A 12,467-nucleotide genomic window follows, 5' to 3' on the forward strand; every position below is an offset into this window, starting at 1 on the left:
ATTTTTGATCGTTGAAAAACTCAATTCCAATTAAAAATCGTAGCTAATACTTACCGTGGTATAGATTTCATCATTACTTTTATCAGAAGCCACGTCTGTGTTGTAAATGTATTGCGCATCCAACACTAATGCCACATCCCCAACTAAAATGTTTTTCAAATTGGCGCCAAGGGTGTATTTGGTGTTCGATTCACCATAATCAACTTCAGCGTCACCACCAACAGATAACGTATCCGTCACTTTAGTTTTCGCATTTAAGAAGCCATTAGCGGTAAGATCTTCAGATACTTGCCCTGGGTGATCAACATCATCCGGTTGACGTTCACTGCGGCGATAACCCGGACCACCACCAATATTCACTTTGGTGTATTCCGTATCTACAAGTGCTCTCTCTAAGCCTGCAGTAACCGAGTATACTTCACGGTAAGTTTCATACTGATCGTGCTCATATTCATTATCAATAAAAACTTTATATTTTTCGGCCACTTGGTAAGACAGTTTGTAACCTAAGTTGTACTTATTGGTTCCATCATCTTCTGAATCAGAAGTCTTGGTGTAGTAGCTACTGCCCGTGAAATCATTCGTCCATTTGGCTTTTTCATATTTGAGCCAACCGCCTGTATTCAATGAAGTAGAAGTCGTTGAGGCATTAGAATAAAGAAAACCCAGCTTGGCACCGCCAGAGAATTGACCTTCATCTTTAGAGGTCGTTTCATCAGCAGCGAAAGCAGAAGTTGAAGCAAGTAGAATTGAAAAAGAGGAAAATAACGCTGTTAATTTCATGTTAACGTCTCGTTTTGTGAATTTAACAACGATAGTAAAGATCTAGATCACATTTGTCATGTCAATATCATGCAAGTGGTTATTAATTAGGCGCATTAACTACGATTACCCATCTTAGGCTTATCAACCTTGGGAATAGGCTAAACGTTCAAAATGCCCTACTTGCGACAACATATCGCCTGTGTTAGCAAAACGGCGAAGCATATCTAGCATCACTGTCGCCAACAACGTTTGCTGCGCTTTTAACTGATAATCACGTTTAAAGTTTACTTGCTGAGCAAAATATCGCTCCCCAGTTAAAATCACTAAAGCAAAACTGCTGCCTTCCATTTTATAGTTCGCGAGAATAATGTCTGATCCGGTATCTTGACGGTATTCTTCTCCCAGTAATAGAGCATCAGATAATTCTGAGATCTCAGGAGCTTGATTATCAACTAGGCTTTGTACGAATTGAGATTGTGCTGTCGGTTCTAATGATAACGACCGGGCTAATTCCCCACCAGTCACCTGCTCTACAACGGATAACTGCCATTGCTGTTGCTGCAATAGTTCACCAATCACCTGATTTAATGTTTTATTGACGCCAAGCGTAAAGTCTTTCAAACGCTCACAAATCTCTGTAATCACAGCGGCAATGTGGGCGTCTTGGTAGCGACTGAATACCTTCACCTCGATAAATGGCATATATGAACGGTAACCTAGGCTGAAGCCATCAGGTAAATCAACCGTTTTGAGCAAATCGGCAATGCCTGATTCACCTAAACCAAACGTATAAATCTTATTACATTCTAAGCGTTCAACATGAGGGAAACGCTGCTTCATTCTTGGCAGGATCTCATCATTGATCATACGCTTAAATTCAAACGGAACACCTGGAGTAAAGAAAACCACTGCGTCATTTAATTCAATGCTGAAACCACACGCCGTACCAACAGAATTATTTATCATCTCTGCCCCTTGTGGCAGCATGGCTTGTTTTTCATTACTTGCCGCCATAGGACGTCCTACGCGAGTAAAATACTGCGTCATAATTTCAAGCCAGCTTTGATTGAGCTCCAGTTCGACACCTTGCGCCTGAGCCGCCGCCAACGCACTTAGATCATCACTGGTTGGCCCGAGTCCACCATTAACAATCACGATATCGCTTTTCAGGCTCAAAGCCACAATTTCTTGTTTGAGCTCTTCCAGTTGGTCACCCACTGTTGAGCGATAATGCAGCGCAAATCCTTGCTCAAAAAAGCGTTCTGATAGCCATGAAGCATTGGTATCGACAATATCGCCATGCAACACTTCTTCGCCAGTACTCAACATTGAAACCTTGACCATCCTACATCCTTATTCTTATCAGTTTTAAATGATTGAAACACAAGCCCCTGCTATTGAGCAATGGATTCTTTTATCTCGGTCACAACATATTCTTTGAATCGCCCGCTATAATAAAACCACACCCACAGTTTATGTTTATCTGATGAGGGAATTATGACCAATCCAGTGTTATTTATTGCCAATATTTCAGGCCATGCGACGCCTCAAACTCTACAGCACCTTGCGCATGTTACCCATGAACATGGCGGAAGTTGGATCATCAGTAAAATTAATTACCTCGATGACCAAGTCGCTGGCCTGATCAAAATTCAATCCCCTGAAGCCAATCTCGAATTTATTCAAACTGCATTTGATGAAGCGCCAGGCTTACAAGTTCAATTTGCACAATCGCAAGAAAACAAACATGCTGAAGATGATGTCTACGAGTTACGATTTGATAGCCAAGAGCGCTCTGGCCTAATTCAAGAAATTACTCACATTCTCGAACGAGAAAGAGCCCATATCCTGAGCATAGATACACAGCGGCTATTCCTAGCTGGAAAAGAAGGCATTAATGCTAATTTATTCACTTCACAATTTAGTATTACCATTCCAGAGGAAACCAATATTAAAGATGTGATAGCAGAACTTGAAGCCATTACTCGTGGTACTCGCGTGATAGATCTCACTGAAATTCTCACCAAGTAAAATCAATCACAATTCAAACGTGACAAAAATGTTCAATATGGCATTCTGAATTGTAAGGGGGAGTAACAAAGCTCCCCTAATAATAAGGAGTGCAACATGTTAAGGACGATTACCCAATTATTTCCATTGTGGGCCATATTGATATCATTCGTGGCCTACTTCCAACCCGCTTTATTTCAACCGCTGAAAGGCTACATTGTGCCACTGCTCGTCATTATTATGATGGCCATGGGCTTAACCCTCACCGCAGGTGATTTTGCCAATGTCGTCAAACAGAAACTCGCCATCACTGTAGGCATCATTTTACAATTCACCATCATGCCTTTAGTCGCGCTGATGATCAGCTTTGTATTAGGCTTTTCACCAGAATTAACCGTGGGCATGGTATTAGTTGGCAGTGTTGCTGGCGGTACCTCTTCCAATGTAATGTGCTACTTAGCGAAAGGCGATGTCGCTTTATCCATTTCCATGACGGCCATCTCTACCCTACTTGGCGTAGTATTGACACCGCTTTTATCTGAAATGTTAGCAGGACAAGCGGTTGATGTCCCTGCCGCTGCCATGCTGATGAGCTTAGTAAAAATCGTATTATTGCCAGTTGCGATTGGTATTGTTATCAATCAATTTGCGCATGGTTTCACTAAAAAATTAGAACCGGTTCTACCTGTTGTTTCTATGGTTGCGATCGTAATGATCATCGGGATTGTGATTGCTTTGAATGCTTCACAGTTTGCCGCCATTGGTCCAATCATTGCGTTAGCTGTGGTACTTCATAATGGCTTTGGTTTGCTATCCGGTTACTGGGTATGCCGTCTATTGGGCTTCAATGAAACCATTTCTCGCACCATTGCCTTTGAAGTTGGTTTGCAAAATTCCGGTTTAGCCACCGCGCTTGCAATGAAGTTTTTCACCCCTGCCGCCGCAATGCCGGGTACGCTATTCTCTCTCTGGCACAATATTTCAGGTTCGATTCTCGCAGGTTACTGGTCACGCAAACCCGTTTCAGATGATTCTCAACTCAAAGCGAAAGCAGAATCGTTGTAAATCCATTCGATTTCTAAACCGCAGAGGCTGGAAGTTCCGGCCTCTTTTTCGTTGTGCAGTTCTTGTTATGCGCTCGTGTAATGTACTTTTGCTCTGAGCTTTGATTAAAAACGATGAAATTAAAGCCCTAAAGCGCTGAGATCAAACTCAAGCTCCCCTGTGTTTGAACAGGTAAAGACCACTTTATTACTATCCGTTCCGGTTAAATCGGTATCGGTACAACCACTAAACACAAACCAATCGTATTGATACTCCAAGCTATAGCGCCCCTCGCCAACATAAACGACGTCGGTAATGGTGATGCCATTATCATTCAGTGCGCGCGGGTCGATATAATCTAAATTAGGAATCAATTGGTGCTGCCAGTCTTGTTTGCTTGTGAGTAGATAACGTTTTAGCTTCTGAGCAAACTCTGGGCCATGCTCATTTACCTCACCAGAATAATGGAGTTTCATGTTTATCTTCCTTGCCTTTGAAATGGATTAACTAACCATAACTTGAATAAAAAAATGCCGCTAGTTTTTCACTAACGGCATCCGGTATTTGATTATCGGTTATCGCTTACTTTACAGACCACTGAGACAACGAACGTTTGAAATCTTGGTAATCAAATTCATTCAGCTTTTGAATATCACCGTTTGAACGTTGGCAATAAACCGTTGGCATTTTCAGGCCGTTAAACCAGTTTAATTTCACCATGGTGTAACCTGCGCTATCTAAAATATGCAGGCGTTGACCAATTTCTAACGGCTGATCAAACTTAGTCACGCAGAACTGATCACCCGCTAGACACGAGCAAGAACCGATCACGTATTCATGTTCACCATTCTCGCTTGCTTCACCAATCGAAGCAGGCTCGTTATAGATTAGTGTATCTAAACGGTGCGCTTCGGTCGCAGAATCGACAATCGCGGTTTTCATGCCGTTTTCAACAATATCCACGACTGTCACAACAAGGTCTGTAGTTTTAGTGATGATCGCTTCGCCCGGCTCTAGATAAAGCTGCACGCCATGTTTTTCACTAAAGTGTTTTAATGCTTGAGCAAGCTTCTCAACTTCATAACCCGGCCAAGTAAAGAATACGCCGCCGCCTAGACTTACCCAGTCGAGTTTATCTAGGTACGCGCCAAATCGCTCAGAAATGCTATAAAGCAAAGAGATAAAATCATCCGCCGATTTGTTTTCGCAGTTCATGTGGAACATCACGCCGTCAAGATCATCAAAAACTTCAGCAGACAGCTGGCCTTCTTGTACACCTAAACGAGAAAATTGACGCGCTGGATCGGCTAAGTCTTGCCCTGCACGGCTCACACCGGGATTCAAACGAACACCAATCGAGGCTTTGCCTTCCACCAAATGACGGTAGGCTTTTAGCTGACTAAGCGAGTTAAAGATCATCTTATCGCAGATATCCGCTACTTCTTTTACGTCATCTTCGCTGTAACCAACGCTGTATGCGTGCGTCTCACCACCAAATGTTTCATGGCCTAGCTTCACTTCATACGGGCCACTGCTGGTGGTGCCATCTAAGTAAGGCTTAATAATGTCAAACACGCCCCAAGTTGAAAAACACTTCAGCGCTAAGACTAATTTTACGCCGCTCAATTCTTTAAGCTGCTTTGCGATTTCAAGATTGCGGATCAATTTTGATTCATCAATCATGAAATAAGGAGTTTGTAGGTTTGGCATATTATTCATAACGGTTCTCGAGCACTGCGTTTCTCGTTACTTGGACGCTTCGCTTCTCGGAAAAGATAAAGCAGCCACAACATGCAAACTGTCATGGCTGCTGTCCAGCTAGCTACTCGAAAAACGAGCTTCGAGTAACGAGCGACGGCTTTACTTTAAAATATTAATCTTCGGTTGGCCTGGCTCTAGCTCTTGAACGTGCCAGTCTAGACCGATGCTTGGCATGGTTTCTAGGAAGCCGTCTGGGTCAAGCTGCTCCATGTTAAACACGCCTGCTTCGTTCCAGTTACCTTTGAAGTACTGAAGCGCTGCGGTGATTGCAGGAACGCCTGTGGTGTAAGCAATCGCTTGGTGTTCAACATCGTGGTAAGCCACTTCGTGATCAGCGTTGTTGTAGATAAATACGCTACGTTGCTCGCCGCCTTTTTTACCCTGCACCCAAGTACCGATACACGTTTTACCTGTGTAGCCCGGAGCAAGAGAGGTTGGATCCGGCAGCAATGCTTTCAATACTTTCAAAGGCTCAACCACAGTGCCGTCTTGCAGCGTGATTGGATCAGGGCTTAGTAGGCCGATATCTTTCATGCAGTTGAAGTAGTTTAGGTAACGGTCGCCAAAGCCCATCCAGAATTCGATGCGTTTAGCTGGGATGAACTCTTGCATTGAACGCACTTCATCGTGCGCCATTGAGTAAACTTTGTGGCTGCCACAATTCGGGAAATCAAACTCAAGCATACGCGTATGACAAGGTACTTGTTTCCAGCTGCCGTCTTCCCAGTAGAAAGAATCGCCTTGGATTTCAAGCATGTTGGTTTCTGGGTCGAAGTTAGTCGCAAACTTCTTACCGTGGTCACCGGCATTCACATCCATCACATCAATGGTATCGATTTCATCGAATAAGTGCTTCACGGCATAAGCAGCAAATACGCTAACCACACCCGGATCAAAACCTGCACCCAAGATGCCGGTGATGCCCGCTTCAGCAAATTTTTCACGGAATGCCCATTGTGGATCGTACGCTTCCGGTACTTGTTGGCCTTCACTGCATAAATCGACAGCAACCGATGTGTCAAGATAAGACACTTTCGCTTGGTAACACGCTTCCATAATGGTCACGTTCACCCATGGAGGACCGGCATTAATGACTAAGTCTGGTTTGACTTCGTTAATCAATGCCACAAGAGAGGCAACATCGTCAGCATCTACAAATCGTGCTTCTAATTTCTTTGATGGATCTTTAAGGTTATTTTTACCTTTGATCGACTCGATGATTTTTTCACATTTCGCAATAGTGCGAGACGCTAACGTAATATCACCCAGTACAACATTGTTTTGAGCCGCTTTATGTGCAACAACCCAACCAACGCCACCTGCGCCAATTTGTAAAATAGACATCTCTTCGTCACCTTCCTTTCTTTGTTATCCCCTGCGTACTTGAAACTGTAGCTTTGTTGACTACCTCACTCGCCCCGCTATTTCTTTTTAAAGAATGTGTAGACCAGCTACACTCATGGGGTCTCATTCACTTGTCGCCTCACTACAGCTCCAATTACTTTGGGTATTAGTTCATATAAATAAATTAAATTTCTGTTGTTAACACTTGCGCAAGCTCAGTTACATCATCCAGTAACTTTTCGAAATCACTTAATGCTAAGCACGGATTCAAAATCGTGAACTTCAATGCCGCTTTGCCATCAACGGTTGTTTCACCCAGTACTGCTACACCACGTACTAAGGCTTCGATACGGATTTTGCGGTTCAGATCATCCAACTCTTGCTCGGATAAATTCGGATTGCTGTAACGCATTAATACCGTTGATAGTGCTGGCGGAGCTAACAATTCGAACGCCGCATTATTAGCAACCATTTGAGCCACTTCATGAGTTTGATCAATCAAGTGATCGTACATTTCGCCTAAAGCTTGTGTGCCGACAGATTGCATCGTCATAAACACTTTCAACGCATCAAAACGACGAGTGGTTGCCATAGATTTATCCACCAAATTTGGCAGCTCATCCGTTTCACGGTTTAAGTAATCGGCGTGATGCAATAAGTACTTAAAGTTTGCTTTGTCTTGCACCAATACCGCGCCACAGCTGATTGGTTGATAGAACAACTTATGAAAATCCACACTGATCGATGAAGCACGCTCAATACCCGCTAGGCGATTTTTGTGGCTACTTAAAATCAACGCACCACCATAAGCACCATCAACATGGAACCAAATATCATGCGCTAGCGCTAAATCAGCCAATGTGTTCAAATCATCAATGGCGCCGTGATCGGTCGTACCTGCTGTACCAACCATCGCAAACGGAATCAAACCTTCTGCCTTCAATTGGTTCAGCGTATCTGCCATTGCATCGGTGTTAATAGTACCGTCGTTATGTGTATCAACACACACCACAGCCGCTTCACCTAAGCCCATTAACGAGGCAGTTTTTTGCACCGTAAAGTGTGACTTTTTCGAGCAAACAATACGCAGCTTGTCAGCATAATCAGGCAAGCCTAGTTTTTGAATCGAGTGCTGGCTCAGTTTGTCTGCAATCCAATCACGCGCCAGTAACAAGCCCATTTGGTTACTTTGAGTACCACCACTGGTAAACACGCCATCGGCGTTATCACCCATGTTGTAACGGTCACACAACCAATCAATCACACGTTGCTCAACGTAGGTCGCTGCTGATGCTTGATCCCATGAATCCATTGACTGATTCAAAGATGCAATCATGGCTTCTGCAGCAATCGCTGGCACAAGCGGTGGCGTATGCAAGTGAGCGATACAATTTGGATGCTGAACAAAAATCGAGTTCTTCGCCACCAAGTTAGTCGTGCTATTGATTACTTGTTGTAAATCGCTGTTGCTTGAATCTAAGTTCACCGCTTCAATTTGTGCTTTTAGAAGCTGTGGATCTATACCTGAATACGGTTTATCTACCGCTTCAAATACCGCTTTCATCGCTTGGGTAGTTTGGTTCATCGCTTTTTCAAAGCTGTCTGCACCTTTAGCACCGGTTTGAATAAAGTGCTGCTGCCAACTCTGTTGTTCTAAAGATGGATGCTCAACCGTTTCTTTTGTTGGGTCAATACCACCGCCAACCGCAATGATGGCTGCTTTCAATGTTTTCAATGCAAAATCAAGCTGCTCATAGCTGATAATGACAGGTGGTAAGAAACGCAACACTGAACCGTCACGGCCACCTTTTTCAATCATCAAACCACGCTCTAATGCTGCGCGTTGAATTTTCAGCGTCAACGCAGAGGCAGAAGCCGGCTCACCAAATTTATTCAATTCACCGTTTGGCTGAACAATTTCCAAGCCAAGCATCAAGCCTTTACCACGCACTTCGGCAATACAGCCAACTTCTTGCTGTAATTTTTCAAGGCCTTCACGCAGGTATTGTCCTGCCGCTTTTGCATGGGCAACCAGGTTATCGCGCTGAATAATTTCTAGTGCTTTCGCGCCCGATACCATGGCTAACTGATTGCCGCGGAACGTACCGGTATGTTCACCTGGATTCCAAGTATCGATTTCTTTGTTGAAGACCAAAATCGACATTGGCAAACCGCCACCTATCGCTTTAGATAAGCAAAGAATGTCTGGAGAAATACCTGATTCTTCAAACGCAAAGTTATAGCCTGTTTTACCCACACCACATTGGATCTCATCAAAGATCAGTAAAATGCCGTGCTCTTGAGTGATACGACGTAATTCACGTAGCCAGAATGCCGGTGCTGGGATCACACCGCCTTCACCTTGAACAGGCTCAACAATGATCGCCGCCGGTTTTTGAATGCCACTTTCGTCATCATTTAGCATGCGCTCAATGTAACGAATATTTTGACGAGCCCCCTCTTCGCCACCAAGACCAAATGGGCAGCGTAGGCTGTATGGGAAAGGCATAAAGTGTACATCTGACATTAAGCCAGTACGACGCGCTTTGGTGTTCAAGTTACCCATCATGCCCATGGTACCGTTAGTCATGCCATGGTAAGCACCACGGAAAGCAATCATGGTATTACGGCCTGTGGTTTGTTTCGCAAGCTTAATTGCCGCTTCAACCGCATCAGCACCAGAAGGGCCACAGAATTGGATCACTGAATTCTCAGCAAAATCAGCTGGTAAAAACGCTTTCACTTGCTTAATGAAGCGATCTTTTGCTGGCGTCGTAATATCCAGAGTTTGATAAGGCAGACCAGTATCAAGCTGCTCTTTCAAGGCTTGGTTGATTTCAGGATGGTTATAACCCAGTACAAGCGTACCTGCACCAGCTAAACAATCCAGAAATAATTGGCCACGCGTGTCTTCAACTAACGCACCATAAGCACGTTTAATTGCAATCGGTAGACGACGTGGATAAGAACGAACTGCTGATTCATGTTGTTCTTGGTCAAGCAACACTTGGTCAAGCGCAAGATCATAGACACCATCAACATAAGGAATATTGGTAGTGAATGGTGTTTGAGCTTGGTTTAGCTCAAAGTCAAAAGCAGTGGTCATTTATAAACCCTTCAAACGAAAATACAGCGAACATTGGCTTAAATAGCCAAACCGACTTCAATAGAACAACGGATATTTCAAATCGAAGACACGAAATACAACCCTTAGTGCTTTAGCGAATAAACACTAAAATCACTGGGCAAATATAAGCAAAACTTTGCAATTGGAACTCAAGGTTCCGTAATATTTGAAGTTCGACGACTTAACGGAGATCGACTATAACTAGTCAAACTCGTAATATTGGACAGCTCCATCGTGCGCAAAAAGGTCACGATCGAACGGTTAAGATGAGTAAAGCTGATTTTTAAAATCTGAGTTAATGTATTCAATGTTGGGCTTCCTATAGCAATGCGTGTCTGCGCACCGGTTCCCCGTCTACTGATAACTGGATGTTAGCAGTACCTACTCATACGTAATGGCACAATCAGCCTGAATGTCCTTACGCGTATCCCCCTAAGGCTACAACTGAATTAAACCGATTTGGTTAACCTTGAGATTGTGGCGGAAAATACCACACAATTTATTTTCAACGCAATCAATTTTAAAAGGGAGAATAAAATAATTTACTCTCCCCTTTATAAGCTCATGATTTTGTTAAATTAGAGCAATTATCCATACATCGCCTGGATTTCTTTGGCGTAGGTTTGATAAATATTTTTACGGCGCAGTTTCAACGTTGGAGTAATTAACCCTTGTTCAATTGAAAACGCTTCAGGCAACAAAGTAAACTTCTTGATCTTCTCAAAACCGGCAAGCTCAGCCTGCAGTTCTTTTAAGCGTAGTTCAAAATGTTCAACCACATGAGAATGACGTAATAACTCTAATGGCGATTCAAAATGAATGCCCTTTTCCTTAGCCCAAACTTCGAGTGATTCGAATGCAGGAACAATCAATGCCGTGACATAATTTCTCGCATCAGCCACAATCGCAACTTGCTCGATAAACGGACAACACCCCACTTTACCTTCGACACGTTGTGGGGCGATGTATTTGCCATTAGAGGTTTTCATCAGCTCTTTAATGCGATCAGTAATGTAGAGATTACCTTGTTGATCAAACTCACCCGCATCACCGGTTTTCAGCCAGCCACCTTCAAAGTTAGCAGCCGTTTCTTCTGGTCGGTTATAGTAACCACGCATCACGGTTGCACCACGGATCAAGATTTCATTATCTTTACCTAGCTTAATTTCCGTGTCAGGCAGAGCTTGACCATTAGAGCCTGTCACTCGATTACCAATCGTATTACACGTCACTGTTGCTGTGGTTTCTGTCATGCCGTAGCCACATAAAACTGGCACGTCAATCGCGTGGAAAAAACCGGCAACATTGGCATCAAGCGCTGCTCCACCACATGGCATAAATTTCAAGTTTCCACCAAGCGCCGATTTTAGCTTTGTAAAAACCAATTTATTGGCAAGGTTATACTGCCAGCGTAGCCAACCGGATAATGATTGACCTTTCTGCTGCGCTTCGAAATGTTTAGTACCAAGCGATAAAGCCCATGAGAAAATAGCTTGATTGATTTTACTGCCACGAGTGACTTTATCTTGAATCGCGCTATACACTTTTTCTAAGAAACGAGGCACGACACAAAGCGTATGAGGTTTGACCGCACTGATCGCTTGCTTAACTCGGTTTGTATCTTGCAGGTAGACGTTTTTGCCACCACGACACAATACGTAAAAACTCCAACTACGCTCAAACACATGGCTTAAAGGTAAAAATGCTAAAGACACGTCATTAGCACCAAACTCAATCACTTGATCATGCTGAGCAATGGTAGAGGCAAAATTGCGATAATCCAACATCACCCCCTTAGGGTCGCCAGTAGTACCGGAGGTGTAAATAAGAGTAACCAAATCATCTAAGTTTGCTTGAGCAAGACGAGACTCAAATTCAAATTGAGACTGTTGACTGATGCTCTGTGCGCCGTTGATAAGTTGATCAAAATGAAAATGATGACTATCAGATTGTAAAGTGACGTTAGAATCAAACACCACCAAAGTTTGGATTGATTCAACATTTTGTTGTAGCTTGCAAGCCATTTCATATTGGTCTTGGCTATGGACAAAAATCACAGACACTTGCGCATCATTTAAAATAAACTCTGCTTGTTCTTGAGTGCTGGTTGGATAAATAGGCACGACAACTGCACGAGCTTTCAATGCAGCAATATCTGCACAAGTCCACTGTGGGCAGTTATGCGACAAAATTGCGCACTTACCTTGAGCTTCAACCCCTGCCTCAATCAAGAATTTCGCTAATACATCTGTGTATTGTTCTAATTGATTCCAAGTCACCGAATTCCACGGCGCTTGAGTCTCGAATCCTTCAAGAGCGACTTTATTGGCACGTTTTGTAATTTGCGTTTGCAATAAATGCAGAAGATGAAAATCACCTAGAGACATAATTTTGTTTTATCCAATTGAGCGTACAA

The 12,467-nt window shown here is 43.4% G+C and carries 9 protein-coding genes; 2 read left to right on the forward strand and 7 right to left on the reverse strand.

The genetic code is table 11. The annotated features are described in order from the left end of the window. Positions 1 to 30 precede the first annotated feature (30 nt). Positions 31 to 783 (reverse strand): DUF481 domain-containing protein, encoded by a 753-nt coding sequence (locus Vgang_RS06350; protein WP_105901972.1) that lies wholly within the window; start codon positions 781 to 783, stop codon positions 31 to 33. Positions 784 to 906: 123 nt separating this feature from the next. Next, complete coding sequence (locus tag Vgang_RS06355) at positions 907 to 2,109, reverse strand: CinA family nicotinamide mononucleotide deamidase-related protein (protein ID WP_105901971.1); 1,203 nt, start codon at positions 2,107 to 2,109, stop codon at positions 907 to 909. Positions 2,110 to 2,262: 153 nt separating this feature from the next. Here Vgang_RS06355 and Vgang_RS06360 point away from each other — a divergent pair, with 153 nt between their 5' ends. Together Vgang_RS06360 and Vgang_RS06365 are read left to right on the forward strand one after the other, a co-directional pair. Further along, entirely contained in the window at positions 2,263 to 2,796 is a 534-nt protein-coding gene (locus Vgang_RS06360) for a glycine cleavage system protein R (RefSeq protein ID WP_105901970.1), read from the forward strand. Positions 2,797 to 2,892: 96 nt separating this feature from the next. Continuing rightward, entirely contained in the window at positions 2,893 to 3,840 is a 948-nt protein-coding gene (locus Vgang_RS06365) for a bile acid:sodium symporter family protein (protein ID WP_105901969.1), read from the forward strand. Positions 3,841 to 3,959: 119 nt separating this feature from the next. Here the strand turns inward: Vgang_RS06365 and Vgang_RS06370 are convergent, their stop codons facing one another. The 5 genes from Vgang_RS06370 to Vgang_RS06390 all read right to left on the reverse strand — a co-directional run bounded on the left by Vgang_RS06370 (position 3,960) and on the right by Vgang_RS06390 (position 12,438). Continuing rightward, complete coding sequence (locus Vgang_RS06370) at positions 3,960 to 4,295, reverse strand: hypothetical protein (protein ID WP_105901968.1); 336 nt, start codon at positions 4,293 to 4,295, stop codon at positions 3,960 to 3,962. A gap of 106 nt (positions 4,296 to 4,401) precedes the next feature. Continuing rightward, positions 4,402 to 5,538: a carboxynorspermidine decarboxylase gene (nspC, locus tag Vgang_RS06375; protein WP_406708257.1), complete on the reverse strand. Its 1,137-nt coding sequence runs from the start codon at positions 5,536 to 5,538 to the stop codon at positions 4,402 to 4,404. Positions 5,539 to 5,679: 141 nt separating this feature from the next. Then, positions 5,680 to 6,924, reverse strand: a complete 1,245-nt coding sequence (locus Vgang_RS06380) for a carboxynorspermidine synthase (protein WP_105901966.1) — start codon at positions 6,922 to 6,924, stop codon at positions 5,680 to 5,682. A gap of 184 nt (positions 6,925 to 7,108) precedes the next feature. Then, entirely contained in the window at positions 7,109 to 10,030 is a 2,922-nt protein-coding gene (locus tag Vgang_RS06385) for a pyridoxal phosphate-dependent class III aminotransferase (RefSeq protein WP_105901965.1), read from the reverse strand. 608 nt (positions 10,031 to 10,638) lie between these two features. Continuing rightward, positions 10,639 to 12,438, reverse strand: coding sequence for an AMP-dependent synthetase/ligase (locus Vgang_RS06390; RefSeq protein ID WP_105901964.1), 1,800 nt, complete (start codon positions 12,436 to 12,438; stop codon positions 10,639 to 10,641). Positions 12,439 to 12,467: the final 29 nt, after the last annotated feature.

The sequence above is a fragment of the Vibrio gangliei genome, from assembly GCF_026001925.1.
GTDB lineage: Bacteria > Pseudomonadota > Gammaproteobacteria > Enterobacterales > Vibrionaceae > Vibrio > Vibrio gangliei.

Coding starts and splice junctions, on each gene's coding strand:
- Vgang_RS06370 (WP_105901968.1), bottom strand. CDS start 4,295: ATGAAACTCCATTATTCTGGTGAGGTAAATGAGCATGGCCCAGAGTTT.
- Vgang_RS06380 (WP_105901966.1), bottom strand. CDS start 6,924: ATGTCTATTTTACAAATTGGCGCAGGTGGCGTTGGTTGGGTTGTTGCA.
- Vgang_RS06385 (WP_105901965.1), bottom strand. CDS start 10,030: ATGACCACTGCTTTTGACTTTGAGCTAAACCAAGCTCAAACACCATTC.
- Vgang_RS06350 (WP_105901972.1), bottom strand. CDS start 783: ATGAAATTAACAGCGTTATTTTCCTCTTTTTCAATTCTACTTGCTTCA.
- Vgang_RS06390 (WP_105901964.1), bottom strand. CDS start 12,438: ATGTCTCTAGGTGATTTTCATCTTCTGCATTTATTGCAAACGCAAATT.
- Vgang_RS06365 (WP_105901969.1), top strand. CDS start 2,893: ATGTTAAGGACGATTACCCAATTATTTCCATTGTGGGCCATATTGATA.
- Vgang_RS06360 (WP_105901970.1), top strand. CDS start 2,263: ATGACCAATCCAGTGTTATTTATTGCCAATATTTCAGGCCATGCGACG.
- nspC (WP_406708257.1), bottom strand. CDS start 5,538: ATGAATAATATGCCAAACCTACAAACTCCTTATTTCATGATTGATGAA.
- Vgang_RS06355 (WP_105901971.1), bottom strand. CDS start 2,109: ATGGTCAAGGTTTCAATGTTGAGTACTGGCGAAGAAGTGTTGCATGGC.